Annotated in this window: 21 protein-coding genes and 1 tRNA gene; 14 read left to right on the top strand and 8 right to left on the bottom strand. The window is 66.6% G+C overall.

Going from position 1 to position 18,956, the window contains the following annotated elements; genetic code table 11:
- Positions 1-125 precede the first annotated feature (125 nt).
- Both HALNA_RS16475 and HALNA_RS16480 read left to right on the top strand, forming a co-directional pair.
- On the top strand, positions 126-1,379 hold the full coding sequence (locus HALNA_RS16475; protein WP_157573649.1) for an NRAMP family divalent metal transporter: 1,254 nt from the start codon (positions 126-128) through the stop codon (positions 1,377-1,379).
- A gap of 3 nt (positions 1,380-1,382) precedes the next feature.
- A complete protein-coding gene (locus tag HALNA_RS16480; protein WP_049937429.1) occupies positions 1,383-1,973 on the top strand; it encodes a hypothetical protein in 591 nt (196 codons plus the stop codon).
- On the opposite strand, the gene HALNA_RS16485 is transcribed toward HALNA_RS16480, so the two are convergent.
- Positions 1,946-3,019, bottom strand: coding sequence for a M20 family metallopeptidase (locus HALNA_RS16485; RefSeq protein WP_049937430.1), 1,074 nt, complete (start codon positions 3,017-3,019; stop codon positions 1,946-1,948). The two genes, HALNA_RS16480 and HALNA_RS16485, sit on opposite strands and share 28 nt — an antisense overlap.
- Positions 3,020-3,155: 136 nt before the next feature.
- On the opposite strand from HALNA_RS16485, the gene HALNA_RS16490 reads away from it, so the two are divergent.
- The 4 genes from HALNA_RS16490 to HALNA_RS16505 are packed head-to-tail and all read left to right on the top strand — an operon-like array spanning position 3,156 to position 7,639.
- Positions 3,156-4,592, top strand: a complete 1,437-nt coding sequence (locus tag HALNA_RS16490; protein WP_049937431.1) for a DUF4097 family beta strand repeat-containing protein — start codon at positions 3,156-3,158, stop codon at positions 4,590-4,592.
- Complete coding sequence (locus HALNA_RS16495) at positions 4,589-5,089, top strand: hypothetical protein (protein ID WP_049937432.1); 501 nt, start codon at positions 4,589-4,591, stop codon at positions 5,087-5,089. The genes HALNA_RS16490 and HALNA_RS16495 overlap by 4 nt, the downstream gene beginning before the upstream one ends.
- Entirely contained in the window at positions 5,076-5,708 is a 633-nt protein-coding gene (locus HALNA_RS16500) for a hypothetical protein (protein ID WP_049937433.1), read from the top strand. Before HALNA_RS16495 ends, HALNA_RS16500 begins: the two co-directional genes overlap by 14 nt.
- A 56-nt stretch (positions 5,709-5,764) precedes the next feature.
- Positions 5,765-7,639, top strand: coding sequence for a PINc/VapC family ATPase (locus HALNA_RS16505; protein ID WP_049937434.1), 1,875 nt, complete (start codon positions 5,765-5,767; stop codon positions 7,637-7,639).
- Positions 7,640-7,692: 53 nt separating this feature from the next.
- On the opposite strand, the gene HALNA_RS16510 is transcribed toward HALNA_RS16505, so the two are convergent.
- Positions 7,693-7,971 carry a winged helix-turn-helix domain-containing protein gene (locus HALNA_RS16510; RefSeq protein WP_049937435.1) on the bottom strand — a complete coding sequence of 93 codons (279 nt, stop codon included), beginning with the start codon at positions 7,969-7,971 and terminating at the stop codon, positions 7,693-7,695.
- A 158-nt stretch (positions 7,972-8,129) separates the two neighbouring features.
- Between HALNA_RS16510 and HALNA_RS20695 the strand changes: the two genes are divergently transcribed.
- The 8 genes from HALNA_RS20695 to HALNA_RS16540 all read left to right on the top strand — a co-directional run bounded on the left by HALNA_RS20695 (position 8,130) and on the right by HALNA_RS16540 (position 13,837).
- Complete coding sequence (locus HALNA_RS20695) at positions 8,130-8,276, top strand: acetate--CoA ligase family protein (RefSeq protein WP_169719055.1); 147 nt, start codon at positions 8,130-8,132, stop codon at positions 8,274-8,276.
- Positions 8,277-8,384: 108 nt separating this feature from the next.
- Positions 8,385-8,705 carry an EMC6-like membrane protein gene (locus HALNA_RS16515; RefSeq protein WP_049937436.1) on the top strand — a complete coding sequence of 107 codons (321 nt, stop codon included), beginning with the start codon at positions 8,385-8,387 and terminating at the stop codon, positions 8,703-8,705.
- Positions 8,706-8,707: 2 nt separating this feature from the next.
- Entirely contained in the window at positions 8,708-10,537 is a 1,830-nt protein-coding gene (locus HALNA_RS16520; RefSeq protein WP_049937437.1) for a ribosome biogenesis/translation initiation ATPase RLI, read from the top strand.
- A 111-nt stretch (positions 10,538-10,648) separates the two neighbouring features.
- On the top strand, positions 10,649-10,774 hold the full coding sequence (locus HALNA_RS21405; RefSeq protein WP_281172120.1) for a hypothetical protein: 126 nt from the start codon (positions 10,649-10,651) through the stop codon (positions 10,772-10,774).
- 318 nt (positions 10,775-11,092) lie between these two features.
- Positions 11,093-12,391, top strand: a complete 1,299-nt coding sequence (locus tag HALNA_RS16525; protein ID WP_049937438.1) for an RNA-guided endonuclease InsQ/TnpB family protein — start codon at positions 11,093-11,095, stop codon at positions 12,389-12,391.
- Positions 12,392-13,002: 611 nt separating this feature from the next.
- A complete protein-coding gene (locus tag HALNA_RS21235) occupies positions 13,003-13,341 on the top strand; it encodes a type II toxin-antitoxin system HicB family antitoxin (protein WP_245576042.1) in 339 nt (112 codons plus the stop codon).
- Positions 13,322-13,588 carry a type II toxin-antitoxin system HicB family antitoxin gene (locus tag HALNA_RS16535; RefSeq protein ID WP_049937439.1) on the top strand — a complete coding sequence of 89 codons (267 nt, stop codon included), beginning with the start codon at positions 13,322-13,324 and terminating at the stop codon, positions 13,586-13,588. Before HALNA_RS21235 ends, HALNA_RS16535 begins: the two co-directional genes overlap by 20 nt.
- Positions 13,589-13,591: 3 nt before the next feature.
- Positions 13,592-13,837, top strand: a complete 246-nt coding sequence (locus tag HALNA_RS16540; RefSeq protein WP_049937440.1) for a type II toxin-antitoxin system HicA family toxin — start codon at positions 13,592-13,594, stop codon at positions 13,835-13,837.
- Between the two features lie 252 nt (positions 13,838-14,089).
- Here HALNA_RS16540 and HALNA_RS16545 read toward each other — a convergent pair.
- The 6 genes from HALNA_RS16545 to HALNA_RS16570 all read right to left on the bottom strand — a co-directional run bounded on the left by HALNA_RS16545 (position 14,090) and on the right by HALNA_RS16570 (position 18,917).
- Positions 14,090-14,161 (bottom strand) — tRNA-Ala (locus tag HALNA_RS16545).
- A 77-nt stretch (positions 14,162-14,238) separates the two neighbouring features.
- Positions 14,239-14,547: a 30S ribosomal protein S10 gene (gene rpsJ, locus HALNA_RS16550; RefSeq protein WP_049937441.1), complete on the bottom strand. Its 309-nt coding sequence runs from the start codon at positions 14,545-14,547 to the stop codon at positions 14,239-14,241.
- Entirely contained in the window at positions 14,548-15,813 is a 1,266-nt protein-coding gene (tuf, locus tag HALNA_RS16555; protein ID WP_049937442.1) for a translation elongation factor EF-1 subunit alpha, read from the bottom strand. It lies immediately after the preceding gene.
- 211 nt (positions 15,814-16,024) lie between these two features.
- A complete protein-coding gene (locus HALNA_RS16560; protein WP_049937443.1) occupies positions 16,025-16,972 on the bottom strand; it encodes a homoserine dehydrogenase in 948 nt (315 codons plus the stop codon).
- Positions 16,969-17,568: an amino acid-binding protein gene (locus HALNA_RS16565; RefSeq protein ID WP_049937444.1), complete on the bottom strand. Its 600-nt coding sequence runs from the start codon at positions 17,566-17,568 to the stop codon at positions 16,969-16,971. Before HALNA_RS16565 ends, HALNA_RS16560 begins: the two co-directional genes overlap by 4 nt.
- Positions 17,569-17,741: 173 nt before the next feature.
- Positions 17,742-18,917, bottom strand: a complete 1,176-nt coding sequence (locus tag HALNA_RS16570) for a sensor histidine kinase (protein WP_049937446.1) — start codon at positions 18,915-18,917, stop codon at positions 17,742-17,744.
- Between the last annotated feature and the right edge of the window lie 39 nt (positions 18,918-18,956).

Raw genomic sequence — 18,956 nt, forward strand, 5'->3', positions numbered from 1 at the left:
GATACTACCGAGTGGTAACACCTATACCGACGAGGCATCGACGGGAAGGCATGGACACCAACGACGTGACCAGGGCGGCGGCGGAGCCGGGGCTCACCGCACGTATCGGGGGCTACCTCTCCGGGATGGGCCCCTCGTGGGTTGCCGGCGCCATCGCCGCCGGCCCGGCGACCATCGCCAGCCTCGTGACCGCCGGCGCGCTCTTTGGCTACCAACTGCTCTGGGTGGTCGTCCTCTCCGCGGGCGCGGGGGCGCTCACCCAGTATCTCGCGATGCGTCTCGGCCTCCTGACCGAGCGTGGCATCGTCGCCGTCGTCGAGGACCACCTCGGCGAGTGGTGGGCGTGGCTGCTCGTCGCCGACGCGGTCATCGCCGCCGGCGTTGCCCAACTGGTGATCATGAAGACCGTCGCCACGGTTTCGTCCACCGTTACCGGCATCGACGCCCGCATCTGGGGCGTCGTCTGGGCGCTCGTTCTCGCCGTCGGCCTCGCCGGCCGGGGCTATCGCTTCCTCGAAGTCGCCGCGAAAGTGCTCGTCGCGGGCGTCGTCGTCGCGTTCGTCGCGAGCCTGTTCGTCGTCCCCATCGATCCCGGCGCGGCCGTCGCGGGGCTGGTTCCCTCGGTCCCCTCGGGTGGTGCGCTCGTCGCCGCGGGCATCCTCGGCGGCGCCGTCCACATCACGCTGATCACCATGCACTCCTATACGATGCGCTCGCGGGAGTGGACCCGCGAGGACTACGACCTCGCGACGTTCGACGTGGGCGCGTCGATGCTCGTCGCCTTCGGCGTCTACAGCCTTGCCATCTTCCTCGTCACCGCGAGCGTCCTCACCTCCGCGGACCTCTCGACTGTCGGCGCGGCACAGGCGCTCGGCCCGCTGGTCGGCCCGGGCGCCAAGTGGCTCTTCCTGCTCGGTCTCTGGGGCGCCGCCGTCTCGACGCTCGGCGGCAACACCATCGTCCCCCCGTTCCTGCTCGCCGACAAACTCGGGTGGGGCACGACCATCGAGGACTCACGGTATCGTGGCCTGCTCGTCGCCGTCGCGCTCCTCTCGGCGCCCGGCGCGTTCATCGGCGGCGCCGTGCTCGGCCAACTCGTCCTCGTCCTCGCGCTCGGGACGGTGGGCACGCCCTTTGCCATCGCTGTCGTGCTCTACCTGCTGAACTCCGACGCCGTGTCGGACCGCAACTCGCTCGTCGCCAACGTCGGCGGCGTGGCGCTCCTGCTTGTCACCGGCGGCCTCGCCGCCAACTTCGTCCGCTCGCAGGTCGCCGGGGGCGTGGGGCCGCTGGCGGGGTTCGTCCTCGCGTTCGCCGTCGCGCTCGCGCTCGCCATGGTCGGTCTGGGCGGCAAGTTCGCGCTCGAAGAAGTGGCCTGAGCCGTGACCGACGCCGACCACCCCGTCCCGCTCACGGGCACGACCCTGATCGTCGGCCCCTCGAACGTCGGTAAGACCCGGCTGACCGCCCGGGCGCTGTCAGCGTGGCTGGGCCGCGAGGGCCCCGAGGGCGTCGTCATCCTCGAATTCGCGCCCGAAATCGAGCGCGACGGCCGGGTGCTCGGCGGCCGCCTCGACCGCTTCGTCACGCCGCCAGCAGGGGTGTGGCGGGGCGTCCTCGACGCCCACGCGCCGCGAACGATGGCCGACACCGAGGACGAAGCAGTCGAACTCGCCGCCGACAACGCCCGTCGCGCCGGCGGGATGTTCGACGCCGCACCCGCTAACCCGCGGGCCGTCTTCGTCAACGACGCCACCATCCCCTTTCAACGTCCGGACGCCGACCCGACGCAACTGCTCGACTACTGTGCCGGGGCGGAAATGGCGGTGTTGAACGCCTTGGAAGCCGACGCCATCGTCGCCGAGGACCCCGTCTCGGAGGCCGAACGGGAGACGCTGGCGGCGTTCCACGAACGCGCCGACCGGGTGGTTCGGCTCGGCGGCGGCTATACCGACTCCGCGACGCCGCGGTAGAGCCGCTCGCACCGCTCCAGTACGTCGATAGCGACGCTCTCCCCGTCGGTGTGGGCCTCGCCGGGCTCCGCGGCGCCACAGACCACACACGTTGTCCCCGCCGCGGCCAGCCACCCCGCGTCCGTCGCGTGGGGTTTGGCGACGTGCCGTGGGTCGCCGTCTTGGGCCGCCCTCGCGGCGTCGAGGACGGCGTCCGCGAAGTCGGCGTCGTCACAGGCCATCGGCGGTAGGTCCTGATCGACGACCCACTCGACGCCCGGCAGCGACTCGATCCGTCCCAGGGCGGCGCGCTCGCCCGGCACCGTCCGCTCGTCCACCGTCACCACACAGCGGTCGGGAACGACGTTCCATCCCGACCCACCCTCGATTTCGGTGACCGCGACGCTTCCCGCCAACCGCTGCCCCAGCACCGTCGTCTCGGGGGCGTCGAAGCCGCGGACCACGTCGACGGCGTCGCAGGCGCGGTAGATGGCGTTCTCGCCCGCCTCGGGTTCGCTGGCGTGCGCGCTCGCTCCCGTGGCGACGAGCGTACTCCCGCGCCGCCCCTTGTGTGCCACCGCTACGTCGGTCACGCCCGGCGCGGAGTAGCCCGTCGAGCCCTCGCCGACGACGGCGTAGTCCGGCGCGAACCCCGAGTCGATTGCGGCACGGACGCCCACGCCGCCTTGCTCCTCGCCGGCGAAGGAGGCGAAGACGAGTTCGACTTCGGGGTCGGCGTCGCGGAAGGCGACCATGGCGGCGGCGAGGCTGCCTTTCATGTCCGCAGTACCGCGGCCGTAGAGGCGGCCGTTCCGTTCCTCGACGACGTACGTATCGCCGTCGTCGCTCACTTGCTCGTTCGCCGGCGCCACCACGTCGTGGTGGCCGACGAGGGCGAGCGATCGATCACCGTCGCCCCGCCGGGCGATCACGCCCGCGTCGTCCCGACGGACAGTCGCGTCCGTCTCCCCGCGGAGCCACGACGCCACGGCGTCGCCCACCGCCAGTTCGTCCTCGTGGCTGGGAATCGAGACGAGTCGGCGCGTCAGGTCCAGCGTGTCGCTCATGAGTCGGTCGACGGCCGCGTCCCGTTTATACGGACCGTCGTCCGCCCGTCAAAATGTTAGCAAAAGAATAGATTATCTACTCCGGCGACGAATAGGGTAGCGGTGATACACAGTGTCGGATAAAGTGAACGGCCGGATGGAACTCACGGAAACGCCGGACAGCGAGGATGTCGTGATCGCACTCGACGCGATCAAAGGTGAGATCGAATCGGGCGGGAACGGTCGGAGCGGGGCGTTACGTCTCAAAGGTGCCGTGCAGGACCGACTGATCCACCTCGACGCGGATCGAGGCCGCCTCCGGTTCACCGACGACCGGGGAGAGCAGGTGGTTCTCGGGGACGGCGACCTCTCGCTGGGTGGCGGCGGGGCGGACGGGGAACTCAACTTCCGCAACGCCGACGGCGACCTCCGCGTGCGAATCGGTGCCGGCAACGACCTCCTCGACCTCATCGGTCGGGTCGGGAAGCCGGTGCTGACCGTCGACGACGACGCGACGCTGACACTGGGCGGCGGCGGCGACGACGGCGACATCTTCGTCCTCGATCGGATGGGGGAGACGGTCGTCCACGTCGACGGCGAGACGGGGAACGTCCACGTCGGCGGCAACGGCCACGACGGCGACATCTTCGTCGACAACGCCAGCGGCGAGTCGACCGTGTCGATCCACGGCCAGTCCGGCAACGTCAGCGCCGGCGGGAGCGGGAGCGACGGCGACCTGCGACTGAACGAATCCAGCGGCTGTACGACCATCCACCTCGATGGCCGGTACGGCAACGCGACCCTCGGTGGCTGTGGACAGGACGGCGACGTGATGCTGGACGACGCCGACGGCAACACAACCATTCACCTGAACGCCCAGTACGGGAACGCGCGGCTCGGGGGGCATGGACAGGACGGCGACCTCTACCTCGACACCGGTGACGGCGACCGGACCGTCCACCTCGACGCCCAGTACGGCAACCTCACGCTCGGGGGGCACGGGCAGGACGGCGACGTGATGCTCAACGACGAGAACGGCGACCGAACCGTCCACCTCGACGCCCAGTACGGCAACCTCACGCTCGGAGACCACGGCCAGGATGGCGACATCTTCCTCAAGGACGGCGACGGCACCACCCGCATCCATCTCGACGCGCAGTCCGGCGACATCAAACTCAGCGGCGCGGACTGCGCCGAGGCGTTCGACGTGAGTCAGGACGTGAGTATCGGTCCCGGGACGGTGCTGGTCACGGCCGACGGATTCCTCGAGCCGAGCACCCGCGCGTACGACCCGCGGGTCGCAGGCGTCGTCTCCGGTGCGGGCGCATACCGCCCCGGCATTCGCCTCGACAGTGCGGAGGACGGCGACGAGACCGGCCGTGCCCCCGTTGCCCTCGTCGGGAAAGTGGTCTGCAAGGTGGATGCGGACCCCGCACCGATCGAGGTGGGCGACATGCTCACCACTGCGGACACGCCCGGCTACGCGATGAAGGCGACCGACCGCGACCGGGCGTTCGGGGCCATCATCGGCAAGGCGCTCGAACCACACCACGAAGGGACCGGTGAGATTCCGATCCTCGTGGCCTTACAATGACGAACCACATCGCACTGGCGCGCGAACGCCTGCAGGACCCCGAGCAACGCGAGTCGATCCGGCTCACCTACTGTGTCCACGGCGGCGTGCCGAGCGAGCGACTGGACGAGCGGGTCGAACTCACGGGAAGCGGCGAGATGCACGTCGACGTACGCGACGACACCGACCCCGAGCGTGACGGCGAAGCGTCGGGGACGGTCGAGGCCGAGGAACTCACGGCGATTCTCGACGCCCTCGGCGACGCTGGGGAGCGCCTCTACAGTCGCGAGGACGCCTCCTTCACGCCGGATTCGATGGTCGGATGGGTGGACGTGACCGTCGACGGCGATACGGAGCGGTTCTACTTCGACGCCGACGCCGTCTTCGAGGGGTTGGCGAAAGCGCCCGAGAATCGACCGGCTGCGGAGCAGGACGACCCGCTAGAAGTCGTCACGTACCGGGTCGACCGCCTCCGGACGCGGCTCATGGGCGGTGGAGGTGGCGATGAACGATCTTAGCCTCAAAGGCGTTGCTCGCAAGTACGCCGGCGAGACGGGGAGTTTCTCGGTGAAAGACGACATCCTGAACGGGACGGGATCGCTCCGAACCCGCCTCGAAGCGCTCGCCGAGGAGGAAATCTCCTTCGGCGTCTCCGAGTGCATCTACGGGTGGACGGCCGCCTTCGAGCAAGTGTGGACACACGTCACGGTCCGCATCGACCTCGATCCGGACGCCGGCATCACCGCCTCGACGGTGAACTCCCTCCAGACGACGTGGGAGAACGGCATCGAATCGACGTGGAGCGACCAGTGGGCGACCAGTCGGGGCGGCGAACTCCCCTGTCCGTTCACCTTCGAGGTGCGGTGGGTGGGGAGTAACGAACACCACGAGGTTCGGATTCGACCCGGCGCCGCCCGGAGCAACATGACGACGTGGGACACCCTCGACTCCGGGGCGGTGGCCGCCCACGAGTACGGCCACATGCTCGGCCACGTCGACGAGTATCCGGACTCGAACTGCCCGGACCGCGACCCCGTCAATACGGGCATCGTGATGGACGACAACTCCGCGAACGTGCCGAGTCGGCTCCTCGATCCCTTCGCGGACCGCCTCGGGACGGGCCTCCGGAGCGCCTGACCGCGCTCGGACCGCCGCTTGAATACCCTTATCCGTCTCGCACTCCGATTTCGGGTATGAACGTCGTACCGGACACGAGCGCGGTCATCGACGGCCGCGTGTCCGAACACGTCGAATCCGGCGCCTACCAAGGGGCGAGGATCACCGTCCCCGAGGCCGTCGTCGGTGAACTCGAGTGGCAGGCCAACGAGGGCCACGACACCGGCTGGGAGGGTATCGAGGAACTGCAACGGCTGGTCGAACTGGCCGAGGAGGGAACCATCTCCATCGACTACTACGGTCAGCGCCCCAGCGCCGGCCAGATACACGGCTCCGACGAGGGCGACATCGACGCCATCGTCCGCGACGTAGCGGCCGACGTAGACGCCACGCTCCTGACCAGTGACGTGGTGCAGGCCGAGGTGAGCAAGGCGAAGGGCCTGGACGTGGAGTACGTCGAACCCCGCGGGCGCGACGCCGAGGGGCTGGAGATAGAATCCTTCTTCGACGAGACGACCATGTCCGTCCACCTCCGTGCCGGGTCGAAGCCGAAGGCCAAACGCGGCGAAATCGGCGACATGCATTACCAGGTCATCCGGGACGAGGTGACGACCGAGGCCGAGATGAAGGAGTTCGCCCACGACATCGCGGAGACGGCGCGGGCGAGCCCCGACGGCTTCCTCGAACTCGACGAACCGGGGATGACCATCGTCCAGTATCGATCCTACCGCATCGCCGTTGCCCGCCCGCCCTTCGCGGACGGCTTCGAGATCACGGCCGTCCGACCAATCGTCAAGACGGATCTGGAGGACTACGAGTTCGCCGAGGACCTCAAGGACCGCCTGCTTGAGCGCCAGCGTGGCGTCCTCATCTCCGGCGCGCCGGGCGCCGGGAAGTCCACGTTCGCACAGGCCGTCGCGGAGTTCCTCGCGAGCCACGACAACGCGGTGAAAACGATGGAGAAGCCCCGCGACCTGCAGGTCGGGCCGGACATCACCCAGTATACCGCGCTCGGGGGCGATATGGCGAAGACGGCCGACTCCCTTCTTCTGGTGCGGCCGGATTACACCATCTACGACGAGGTTCGCAAGACCGCCGACTTCGAGGTGTTCGCCGATATGCGCCTCGCCGGCGTCGGCATGGTCGGCGTCGTCCACGCCACCCGCGCCATCGACGCCCTCCAGCGACTCGTCGGTCGGGTCGAACTCGGCATGATCCCGCAGGTGGTCGACACGGTTGTCTACATCGAAGACGGCCGCGTCGACACCGTCTACGACGTGAAGACGGAGGTGAAGGTGCCCGAGGGACTGACCGCGGAGGACCTCGCCCGCCCGGTCATCCAGATTTCGGATTTCGAGACGGGCACGCCCGCCTACGAAATCTACACCTTCAACCGCCAGGTCGTCACCGTCCCCCTCGACGACGGCGAGTCGAGCGAGACGGGCGTCTCCCGGCTGGCGAAAAAGGAGGTCGAACGCGAGATTCGCTCCATCGCCCGTGGCCACGTCGAAGTCGAGTTGAACGGAGGGAACGAGGCCGTCGTCTACGTCGAGGACGACGACATCTCCTACGTCATCGGCAAGGGCGGCGGCCGAATCAGCGACGTGGAGGACCGCCTCGGGATCAGCATCGACGTACGGACGCTGGACGAGCGCCCCTCCCACGGGGGCAGCAGTGCGGGCAGCGACGCAGGCAGCGGCGGCGACGCCGGCCGGGCGGACCGTCAGGGCACCGTCGTCACCCCCGAGATCACGTCCCGACACGTCGTCGTCGACGTGAGCGGCGGCGCCGAAGTCGGCCAGACGGTCGAGGTGCGAGCGGACAGCGAGTATCTGTTCACCGCGACGGTGGGTCGCGGCGGCGAGATTCAGGTGTCACGCGGCTCCGCTATCGCCGACGAACTCGAACGCGCAATCGACGAGAAACGACGGATTACGGTCCAGCCGACGTAGCGTCACGTCGGCGGTCGACCGAGGGTGAAACGCGACGGCAGCCTCCGCGACCCCTAGTCACACTCGACGCAGGCGGCGTCGGCGTCGGCCTCGGCCAGTGCCGTCTCGTCGAGCTGGTAGAGGTTCTGTCGTGCGTCGGCGAAGTAGACGTCCTCGTCGACGACGCCGATATCCTCGAGTCGCTCGAGCGCGTATCGGACGGTTCGGGCCGACAGCATCGACTCCTCGACGATCCCTTTCTGGGTCAGCGACCCGTTGTATTCGAGGACCTTGAAAACCAGTTTCGCGCTCGGGGGAAGGTCGTCGAGACCCTCCTCGTCAGTTCCAGCCATCGTGTGATTCGAACGGGGCCACCAGCATAAAGGTTCACGACCCACACCGCCGGCGTCGGTCACACGAGCTCCGTCGAACGGCTCGAGACGCCCCGATAGACCGTCGCACCGCCGACCGGACGGCGTGGGTGCCGCCGTCATATTTACCCCGATCGGTAGTGGGCGTGAATAGCCTCGCCAACCTCGTCACGAAGGTGGGGGATCTCGTCGCCAAACGCCGGGAGGTGGCGGAACTCGATCTCAACCCGGTGATGGTGCGCCCGGAGCGAAGCGTCTGTGTCGACGCGTTCGTCAAGACGGACTGAGTCGGATCGTCGGAACTGGGTCCGGACGGTGAAGACGGCGACGACAGCCCACGTCGCGGCGTTCCCCGTATCGAACGCCTTTTCATGCCCGGCGTCGCAGTGGCGTGTATGGCTACCGAAACGGAATCGGGGACCGGCCTCACCGGACACGTCCGCGGGGTGACGGTCACCACGCTGGCCTGTCTCGGCGGCGTCGCGGCCGCCGTCCTCGGGGGCGCCATCGTCGGGACCGGCGCGGAGGCGGCGTCCGATACGCGCACCCTCATGTTCGTGGTCGCCGCCGTCGCCGGGCAGTACCCCGTGCTCAAGGCGATCGGGGTCGACGTTGCCGACTTCGGTGCGAAAGACCACCTGTACGTGGCGTTCATGACCTTCACGCTCTGGTTCATCACGTTCGCCATCCTCCTCACCACCGGCGCCTCCCTGTAATCATGGCCGACGACAGCATCGCGGTCGTCGACCTCGACCGGTGTCAACCCGACCGCTGTAACTACGAGTGTGCGAACTTCTGCCCCCCGAATCGGACGGGCGAGGAGTGTATCGTCACCCTCGACGAACGACACGACGACCCCGACCTCTACGAGGGTGGCCCGGACCAGATCAGCATCTCGGAGGAACTCTGTCTGGGCGAGACCTGCGGCATCTGCGTCGAGAAATGCCCCTTCGACGCCATCGAGATCATCAACCTTCCCTCCGAACTGACCGAGGACCCGGTGCACCGCTACGGCGAGAACGCCTTCTCGCTCTACGGGCTGCCGGTCCCCGAGTCGGGGACGGTGACGGGGCTGCTCGGGCCCAACGGGATCGGAAAGTCCACCGCGGTCCACGCCCTCGCGGGCGAGATGGTGCCCAATCTCGGGCGGTACGACGCCGACCCGGACTGGGAGACGGTGCTGGACCGATATCGGGGGACCGCGCTCCAGACCTACCTCGAACGGCTGATGGACGACGACATCTCGGTCGCCCGCAAGCCCCAGTACATCGACCGCATCCCGGACCAGTTCGGCGGGAAGACCCGCGACCTGCTGGAAGGGACGGACGAACGCGACGTCGTCGACGACCTGGTCGATCGGCTCTCGATCCGGGCGGTGATCGACCAGCCCATCGATACGCTCTCCGGCGGCGAACTCCAGCGAGTCGCGCTCGCGGCGACACTCGCCCGTGACGCCGACTTCTACTTCCTCGACGAGATCACTCCCTACCTCGACATCGGGCAACGCGTCACCGCGGCCAGACTGATCCGCGAACTCGCCGAGGAGGGCGACCGTTCGATGCTCGTCGTCGAACACGATCTGGCCGTTCTCGACCTGCTTGCCGACCGTCTCCACGTCGCCTACGGCGAACCCGGGGCGTACGGCGTCGTCACCGACCCCAAATCGGTGCGAAACGGTATCAACGAGTATCTCAAGGGCTACCTCGACAACGAGAATATGCGCATCCGCCCGAACGAAATCACGTTCGAGGAACACGCCCCGCGGGAGTCGGTGACCGGGACGCCGCTGGTCGAGTACCCCGACCTCTCGAAGTCCTACGGCGAGGGCGAGTTCTCGCTCGACGTGGCGGGCGGCACCATCTACAAAAGCGAGGTGCTGGGCGTGGTCGGCCCGAACGGGATCGGGAAGTCGACGCTCGCGAAACTGTTCGCGGGATCGCTCGACCCCGACGAGGGGGATCTGGATTTCCGCCTCGATATCGCCTACAAACCCCAGTATGTCGAGGTGGATCAGCCGATGCGCGTCGACACCTTCCTCTCCTCGATCACCGACGACTTCGGCACCTCCTTCTGGAATACGGAGATCGCCAAGCCGCTGCAGTTAGAGCGTATCATGGAACAGCAGTTGACGGACCTCTCGGGCGGGGAGCGCCAGCGGGTCGCCATCGCAGCCTGCCTGTCGAAGGAGGCCGACCTCTACCTGCTGGACGAACCGTCGGCCCACCTCGACGTCGAACAACGGGTGCAAGCGACCTCCGCGATCCGGCGGTACGCCGAGAACCACGACGCGACGGCGATGGTCATCGACCACGACATCTACATGATCGATCTGCTGGCCGACCGCCTGATGGTGTTCGACGGCGAACCCGCCGAACACGGTCACGCCTCGCAACCGCAGGACATGCGTTCGGGGATGAACGACTTCCTCGCGGATCTGGACATCACGTTCCGCCGCGACGAGCGGACGGGCCGCCCCCGAATCAACAAGCCCGAGAGCCAACTCGACCGCGAACAGAAGCGGGCGGGCGAATACTACTACGCCCCCTGAACTGGCCCGTCGCCCCACGCTGTCTCCGTGGCCCGTCGCCCCACGCCGTGGTCGTCCGCTCGCCACGCACGACCGCTGTAGCGTTAACTCGATTCCGGTCGAGGGATGGGTATGGGGGAGCCCATCGACGCCGACACGAACCGGACCGACGAGCAGACCCGTCCCCGATTTCGGGGCTGCGTATTCTGTTACACCGCCGAACTCGCCGCCTACGGCGTCCGGAAGCTACGTCGGTAGGCGATCGACCGTCCGCCGCCGGGCCCTGGATTAGCTGATTGAGGCGCTAAGCCCCCTTCCTCAGCGAGCGACCAACGGGAGCGAGCAGGGAGGGGATACAGCGCCGCACAGTTCTCAAACACCTTCGACGCTCGGCTCACAGGCCAACGCTTCACCAATACCATTATGCGTACAACGGGCATACCGTGCATTACGGTGAAACGGAAGACGATCACCATCCGGGAGAACCAAGACGAGTGGATAGAGGACCAACACCTCAACCTCTCGTCGTTCGTTCGAGAGCAGTTGGACGAACTCATCGAGGAACGAGAGTAACGGATGTACTACGCCTACAAGTACCGTCTCAAGCCGTCCGACGCCCACCGCGAGGAGTTGGACCGCCACCGAGACATTTGTAGGCAACTGTACAACCACACGCTCTACCGCCTCAACGAGTACCAAGACGAACACGGCGAACTGCCGTCCATGACCATCCTGCGGTCGGAACTCCCCGACCTCAAGAAGTGGTGGGACGGCCTCTCGGACGTGTACTCGAAGGTTCTCCAAACCGTTGTAGAAAGATTGTTCGACAATCTCAAAGGCCTCTCCGCACTCAAGGAGAACGGCTACGGCGTCGGGCAACTCAAGTGGAAGCCGCCACGGGAGTTCCGCAGTTTCACGTACAGTCAATCTGGCTTCAAGCTCGACAAGAAGGGCGGTCAGACTGTCCTGTCCCTCTCGAAACTCGCGGACATACCAATTCGGCTCCACCGTGCCATCCCCGACGATGCCACACTCAAGCAGGTCACGGTCAAGAAGGAACCGACGGGCGAGTGGTTCGCCACGTTCGGCGTCCAAATGGACCGCGAACCGCCTAAACCGCCTGAGAAACCCGAGCAGTGCGTCGGTATCGACGTGGGCATACTCAAGTACGCCCACGACACGGACGGCACGGCGGTCGGGTCGCTCGACCTCTCAGACGAACGTGACCGCTTGGAACGCGAGCAACGGAAGCTCTCGCGCAAACAGCACGGGTCGAACAACTACGAGAAGCAACGACGGCGCGTTGCGGAGTGTCACGCCGACCTCCGACGGAAGCGCCACGACTTCCTCCACAAACTCTCGAACTACTACGCTCGGGAGTACGACTTTGTGGCGGTCGAAGACTTGAACGTGAAGGGGATGATGGAGTCGCCGTCGAACAGCCGCAACACCGCGTCCGCCGCGTGGCGAACGTTCATCTCGTTGCTCAAATACAAGTGCAAACGAGAAGGGACACATTTCGTCGCGGTCAACCCTAGAGGGACGACCAAGGAGTGCGCGTCGTGCGGCGTTTCGACCGACAAGCCGTTGTGGGTGCGCGAACACTCCTGTCCTGCCTGCGGTTTCGAGGCGGACAGGGATGCGAACGCGGCGTGGAACATTCTTTCTCGCGGCCTCGAAGATGTAGGAGTGGGATACTCCGAATCAACGTCCCCAGAAATCTTCAATTTCTGGTGTGCGGACGAATCGTGTAGCGATTCGTCAACGCCTGTGGAGACTGCGCTCCCTGTGGACATCCCGGTGTCTGCAAAGCGCGTCGTGCAAGCAGGAAGCCCTACCCTCAAGGAGCGAACGGCGCAAGCCGTGAGCGAGTAGGGTAGGGTAGTTCACAGGTACAACCCAAGACCCCGTAACAGGGGCAGAAGGTGAACGCCTCGAAGGAGGACCGCAGTGACCCGACGCCCGTCCGACATGGCGGACGGGAGAGAAGACCAAGTAACGGGTCTCGTGTAAACGAGGCTCACGAACCCGGGAACCAGTGCCGGTCGTGAGGGTCGTGAAACGCATCTCCCGCCCGAATCCAAATCGTGGGGACCGACCGATGACCTCGCCCGAGAGCGACGGCATCGGATTCACGTTGCCGACACCCCGGACGAAAGGGGCCTCGAGAGACGATGGTACAGGGAGTGTCCGAGGCCCATCAGGACGGTAGAACTGTAGGTTTGAATATGTCAGGGTCGATCACAATATTTTCACCATCGTAGTGCATAAAATGCAATCTGGCCGATAGTATTAAATTGTTGACCTTCCACATTAGTGTGGGCACCGCGACATCGGCCCCAACAGAGGCACCCTGTTTCATCTCCCGGTGGCCCGCCGACCTTCCGTTTTCGATCGGACGACGTTCACACGCGAGAAGGGTCGACAGCCTCGGTCAGGACGTACGCATCGGGGGAGCCGACACGGCGAAATCCTGCGAGCGACCGGTGGGTACGAACGGGGGGAGTACCACTGCCACGGACCTCGAAACTGGACTGGCCCGCGGTGGGGACAGCCGTGCCGAGGCGCTCGCACAACTCGCCGAAGTTCTCGCGCTTCACGAAGGCGACAGTGAGCGGAGCGACGACCCGGACGCCTTCCTGCAGGACGAACTCGGCATCGAACCGAGCGACGAGGACTGGGACCTCTCGGAGTTATACTCCGAGGCGCCTCAGAATTTTGATTGGCTCGCCGGGTGGGTACGTCTGCCGGGCGAAGAGGGCTCGGCCGAAGGCTTATCATCAACGTCGGCCCTACTTCGCAGTAATGGCGAGCGCGACGCGTGACCACGACGAGGCGGAGGGAATCGTCTTCCACCGCGAGGACGACGGGAGTGTCACCGCCGAAGACCTCGAAACGGGACTGGCCCGCGGCGGCGACACCCGTGCCGAGGCGCTCGCACAGCTCGCCGAAGTTCTTGCACTCCACGAAGGCGACGGTGAGCGGATCGACGACCCGGACGCCTTCCTGCGGGACGAACTCGGCATCGAACCGAGCGACGAGGACCGGGACCGTCCCGACTTCCTGCAGTAGTTGATGGTTCGGACGACGTTCTCCGGCCGTGAGATCATTGCCGTCCTGCGGAGTTTCGGGTACGTCCCCGTCTCTCGGAGCGGGAGCCACGTTCGACTGCGGTACGAAAATACGGACACGGGCGAAGTTCGGAACGTCGACGCGCCGATGCACGACGAGGTGAAAATCGGGACGCTTCGCTCGATTGCCGGCCAGTGCGGTGCAGAGGATTTTCAAGAGTGGTGTCGCTGGATCGATGACCACGCCTGATGGCACTCTCGAACGTCCGTCACGAGGAGAACGACCGTGTGTCGGAGACATGGACGGAACCCACGGAATAGTTCGCGCAGAAACGGGATTCGTTTCTGACCGGAACGAAAGGTAAACTGTCGAGTGAGAAGCTATACCCGGCGTTACCCCGATATTTCGAGGAATGTCAGAAGTCCGATGGACTCGCCGGGAGTGCCGTGAGCGAAGCGAACGGCACGTCGGCGAGGGAACGAGACGAACGAAGTGAGCGCATGGACTCGCCGGGATTTGAACCCGGGGCCTCTTCCTTGCGAAGGAAGCGATCTGCCACTGATCTACGAGCCCGCACTGAAGCCGAACCGTCCAGCGTACTTGTATGCTTCCCTTTGGACGTGAAAACGCCTTAGCGCGGTGCCCTGGCGTCAGTCCTCGAGAACGATCTCGATGCTGACGTCGTTGGGCACCTGAATGCGCATGAGCTGGCGCAGCGCGCGTTCGTCCGCGTCGATGTCGATGAGGCGCTTGTGCACCCGCATCTCCCAGTGTTCCCAGGTGGCAGTTCCCTCACCGTCGGGGGACTTCCGCGCCGGGACTTCGAGCGTCTTCGTCGGTAGCGGGATCGGGCCGCTGAGACTGACGCCCGTCTTGCTCGCGATGTCGCGGACTTCGTCGCAGATACCGTCGAGATCCTCGGGGCTCGTGCCCGCCAGGCGAACGCGTGCCTGCTGCATCTATCGCTCGTTGACCGAGAGCACTTTGCCGGCCGCGATGGTCTGACCCATGTCGCGGATGGCGAAGCTGCCGAGCTCCGGAATCTCGGACGACGGCTCGATGCTGAGGGGCTTCTGCGGGCGGACGGTCACGACCGCGGCGTCGCCGGACTTGATGAAGTCCGGGTTCTCCTCGGCGACCTCGCCGCTCGCGGGGTCGAGTTTCTGGTCGATGGACTCGATGGTACACGCGACCTGCGCCGTGTGGGCGTGGAAGACCGGCGTGTAGCCCGCCGTGATCACGGAGGGGTGCTGCATGACGACGACCTGCGCCTGGAACGTCTCGGCAACCGACGGCGGGTCGTCGGCCGGGCCACACACGTCACCGCGACGGATGTCGTCCTTACCGATGCCACGAACGTTGAACCCGACGTTGTCGCCGGGGCCGGCCTCGGGCACCTCTTCGTGGTGCATCTCGATGGTCTTGACCTCGCCACCGACGTCCGAGGGCTGGAACGACACGTTGTCGCCGACGTTCATGACACCCGTCTCGACGCGGCCGACCGGGACCGTCCCGATGCCCGAGATGGTGTAGACGTCCTGGATCGGCAGGCGAAGCGGGGCGTCCGTCGGCGGCTCCGTCTCCGGCAGGTTGTTCAGGGCCTCGAGCAGCGTCGGGCCGTCGAACCAGTCCATGTTCCCGGACTTCTCGGCGACGTTGTCGCCTTCGAAGGCCGAAATCGGAATGAAGGACGCGTCCTCCGTGCCAAAGCGGACCTGCTTGAGGAGCTGTTTGACCTCCTCGGTGACTTCCTTGAAAGTGTCCTCCGAGTAGTCGACGATGTCCATCTTGTTCACGCCGATGATCAGCTCGTTGATCCCGAGCGTGCGGGCCAGGAAGACGTGCTCGCGGGTCTGGGGCGCGACGCCGTCGTCGGCCGCGACGACGAGCACCGCGTTGTCGGCCTGGGACGCCCCGGTGATCATGTTCTTCACGAAGTCACGGTGACCCGGACAGTCGACGATGGTGAAGAAGTACTCGTCGGTGTCGAACTCCTGGTGGGCGATGTCGATGGTGACACCACGCTCTCGCTCCTCTGCGAGGTTGTCCATGACGTAGGCGAACTCGAAGCCACCCTTGCCCTTCTCCTCGGCTTCCTCGCGGTACTGCTCGATTACGTGCTCCGGTACGGACCCTGTCTCGAACAGGAGTCGCCCGACGAGCGTGCTCTTGCCGTGGTCGACGTGGCCGATGATGGCCAGATTCTGGTGCGGTTTGTCACTCATGGTGGAATCACGCGCTAAGGCGCTTGGTGACGACTATTTGCCCCGAGCAACCTAAAACCATTTCGATACACATCACAGAACTCACCGACGCCGTCTTGCGGTTTGTGATGCCATACCGCACGACGGGGCGGGAACGGATGACCTCGACGACGCGGAGGGGAGAAGGGGCGCCGCGACGGGTGGACGACTCGAAACGGGGTACGGCGACCGCTCACTCCAGTCGGGTCACGTCCGAGAGAATCGCCGTCGCCGTCTCCGGCCCACCCGCGCCGCGCCCGCTCAGATGCAGTTGTCCGGCGTGCACCGTGTCGAACTGGACGATGTTTCGCGTCCCGGTGACCGCCAGCGCGTCGTGTTGGGGGACGAGTCGGGGGCCGACCCGGACGCCGTCGGCCGTCGCCTCGCCGATCAGTCGGACGGTCCGGCCGTCCTCCGCCGCCAAATCGAGCGCGCTCGACGGAATCGACCGGATACCCTCCACCTCGGCGTCGTCGAGGCTGTACACCTGTTCGCCGTCGCTCAACACGTTCGCGAGGATGACGAACTTCAGTGCCGCGTCCGTCCCCTCCACGTCGAAAGCGGGGTCGGCCTCGGCGACGCCTAAGTCCTGTGCCTCCGCGAGTACGTGCTCGTACCCCAGCCCTTCGGCGGCCATCCGCGAGAGGATGAAGTTGGCCGTCCCGTTGAGGACGCCGCGGGCCGCCGTGATCTGATCCGGTCCGAAGTCCGCGATGGTCGAGAGGATGGGGATAGCGCCGCCGACGGCGGCTTCGAACTGCACCGTCCCACCGCTCTCCGCTTCGAGCGCACGCAGGTCGGCGTACCGCTCGGCGACGGGGCCTTTGTTCGCCAGGACGACGTGTCGGTCACGCTCCAGGGCCGCGCGGACGTGCGAGAAGCCGGGGTCCGCGTCGCCGAGCGTCGTCGGCGTCGCCTCGACGAGGACGTCGTAGTCGGCCGCGAGCGCGTCCGCGGGGTCACCGCCCCCGACGACGCCCTCGCGCTCCTTCCGATCGAAGATGGCGTCGGCGTCCAACCCGCTCGGGTCGACGGCCGACGACTGCGAGTCCGCGACGGCGACGACGGCGTGGCCGTACTCCGGTGCGAGTTCGACCACCGACCGGCCGACGGCGCCGACACCGATGACGGCGAGTCTCATTCCGACACCTCCACGAGCGGTTCGATGACGTTCAGCGCCTTCTCGTCGGCGATATCGCGGACGTGTTCGAACACTTCGTCGGTCCGGCCGGTCCGGGTGGCCAGCCGAAGCCGGGCGCTGGACGCGCTTCCCCGGCCCTCGGGCGCCGAGAGCGACAGGTCCGCGAGCGTCGCGTCCGTGCTCGATTCGATCCGTCGGAGCGTATCGGAGAGGTCGGTGTCGACGATGTCGCCGACGAGCAGGAGCGTCAACTCCTCGCCGTAGCGCTCCGCGCCGGCCTGGATGACGTTGACTCCCTCCTCGCGGAGCGCTTCGACGATGGTCTCGAAGCGGTCCGGCGGACACTCCACGTCCACCTCGACGGGGATGTGTCCCCGGGGGGTGAGGTTGCCGCGCTCGTGGAATATCGAGAGGAGGTTGCCACCGTTCTCGGCGATGGGACGTAACGCCGACAGCAGTTCACCCGGCTTGTCGACGAGTTCGAGCCGGATCGTATGCGTCTGTGGGCGTTCGCCGCCGTCGGTTTCGGGATCGGTGACGGCGGCGTCGCCGTCGGCGTCCGCAGCGTCGGGGGTGGAAGCAGCCTCGTCGCTCATTCAGGCCGTCACCCCCGCGGCACGACCCGTCGACGCAATAATTGTAATCGGCGACGGGGAGGGGCCGCGGGGTGTCTCCGTGCCGACACGTCGACTGCCGGTAGTCGTGCCGCTGGGCATGGTACACAGTGTGCCGGTGGGGTATAAGATTGCATCGGTCGCGGATCGACCGATCAGGTCGCCGTCGCTGTCCGCGCCTCGCTCGACGCCGTCTGGGGCGCCGCTGCCCGGTCGTGCGAGAGGCGGACGACCGTCCGCTCGCCGTCCGTCCGGAACGTCAACTCCCCGCCGGCGGCCTCGGCGACGGAGCGTGCGACCCAGAGACCGAGCCCGCTCCCGTGTTTGAGCTGGGTGATCTCCGACTCGCCCGCGATCACGGCTCGTTCGTCGTCCGGGATTCCAGGCCCGTCGTCGACGACATCGATCCGGACCGTACCGTCGGCGTCGGCCGCGGCGCTCACGACTATCTCCGAGCCGCCGTGTTCGGCCGCGTTCTCGACCAGTTCGACGAGCGCCCGTTCGATGCTGTCGTCGGCCCAGATCCACAGGTCACGCGGTACGTCGACGGTGATCGCCATCTCGTCGTCGACGGCGACATCGTCGGCGACGGCCGTCGCGATGTCGTGGACGTTCAGCCGTGCGTTCGGCGACGACCGACGCTCCAGCGCTTCGAGCATCGTCTTGGTCTTCTCCGCCATCCCGCCGACCGCCCGGGACCGCCGATGGACCATGTCTGCGGCCTCCGCGAGCGCCCCCTCGTCGAGTTCGGTCGCCAGCCGCTCGGACTGGCCGATCAGCACCGTCGCGTCGTTGCGCAGGTTGTGCCGAAGGACGCGGCTGAGGACGGCGAATTTCTCGCGCTCGCGGGCCAGTTGCTCCGCGCGAACCCGCCGGGCGTCGTGGACGCCGATGATGACGTGGGCGGCCGCACTGACCGCGAGGACGTTCCCCGCCGCCAGTGCGTCCGCCGTGCTCACGGTGCCGAGGCTCCCGCGGTAGGCGCCGTGACCGAGTAGAACGCCCCCGAGGACGACGAGGCCGAGGAAGTTCCAGACGGCGATCCGCACCGCGTTCGGCGTCGAGAATCCGCTCCGATAGAGGCGGAGACCGGCCGCGACCAGGCCGACACAGACGACCGTGCCCAGCGCGGCCAGTCCCAGTCCGACCGCCGGTTGGCCCGTGGCGAGATACGGGGCGAGGTGGGGGATCACCAGCGCGATGCCGGTCAGACTGATCGCGGTACACGCGCCGAGTCGGGCGAGCCGTTCCCGACGGCGGCTCCCGTCGGTCGGCCCCGCCGCGAACATCCCGACGAGCGCCCGGTCGATCCGGCCGAGGAGTCCTGACATGCACGGGGAGTTGCCGAACGGTGATGATGAAACTAGCCG

This window comes from Haloplanus natans DSM 17983 (assembly GCF_000427685.1).
Taxonomy (GTDB): Archaea; Halobacteriota; Halobacteria; order Halobacteriales; family Haloferacaceae; genus Haloplanus; species Haloplanus natans.

Coding starts and splice junctions, on each gene's coding strand:
- HALNA_RS16475 (WP_157573649.1), top strand. CDS start 126: ATGGGCCCCTCGTGGGTTGCCGGCGCCATCGCCGCCGGCCCGGCGACC.
- HALNA_RS16485 (WP_049937430.1), bottom strand. CDS start 3,019: ATGAGCGACACGCTGGACCTGACGCGCCGACTCGTCTCGATTCCCAGC.
- HALNA_RS16490 (WP_049937431.1), top strand. CDS start 3,156: ATGGAACTCACGGAAACGCCGGACAGCGAGGATGTCGTGATCGCACTC.
- HALNA_RS16495 (WP_049937432.1), top strand. CDS start 4,589: ATGACGAACCACATCGCACTGGCGCGCGAACGCCTGCAGGACCCCGAG.
- HALNA_RS16500 (WP_049937433.1), top strand. CDS start 5,076: ATGAACGATCTTAGCCTCAAAGGCGTTGCTCGCAAGTACGCCGGCGAG.
- HALNA_RS16505 (WP_049937434.1), top strand. CDS start 5,765: ATGAACGTCGTACCGGACACGAGCGCGGTCATCGACGGCCGCGTGTCC.
- HALNA_RS16510 (WP_049937435.1), bottom strand. CDS start 7,971: ATGGCTGGAACTGACGAGGAGGGTCTCGACGACCTTCCCCCGAGCGCG.
- HALNA_RS16515 (WP_049937436.1), top strand. CDS start 8,385: ATGGCTACCGAAACGGAATCGGGGACCGGCCTCACCGGACACGTCCGC.
- HALNA_RS16520 (WP_049937437.1), top strand. CDS start 8,708: ATGGCCGACGACAGCATCGCGGTCGTCGACCTCGACCGGTGTCAACCC.
- HALNA_RS21405 (WP_281172120.1), top strand. CDS start 10,649: ATGGGGGAGCCCATCGACGCCGACACGAACCGGACCGACGAGCAGACC.
- HALNA_RS16525 (WP_049937438.1), top strand. CDS start 11,093: ATGTACTACGCCTACAAGTACCGTCTCAAGCCGTCCGACGCCCACCGC.
- HALNA_RS16535 (WP_049937439.1), top strand. CDS start 13,322: ATGGCGAGCGCGACGCGTGACCACGACGAGGCGGAGGGAATCGTCTTC.
- HALNA_RS16540 (WP_049937440.1), top strand. CDS start 13,592: ATGGTTCGGACGACGTTCTCCGGCCGTGAGATCATTGCCGTCCTGCGG.
- rpsJ (WP_049937441.1), bottom strand. CDS start 14,547: ATGCAGCAGGCACGCGTTCGCCTGGCGGGCACGAGCCCCGAGGATCTC.
- tuf (WP_049937442.1), bottom strand. CDS start 15,813: ATGAGTGACAAACCGCACCAGAATCTGGCCATCATCGGCCACGTCGAC.
- HALNA_RS16560 (WP_049937443.1), bottom strand. CDS start 16,972: ATGAGACTCGCCGTCATCGGTGTCGGCGCCGTCGGCCGGTCGGTGGTC.
- HALNA_RS16565 (WP_049937444.1), bottom strand. CDS start 17,568: ATGAGCGACGAGGCTGCTTCCACCCCCGACGCTGCGGACGCCGACGGC.
- HALNA_RS16570 (WP_049937446.1), bottom strand. CDS start 18,917: ATGTCAGGACTCCTCGGCCGGATCGACCGGGCGCTCGTCGGGATGTTC.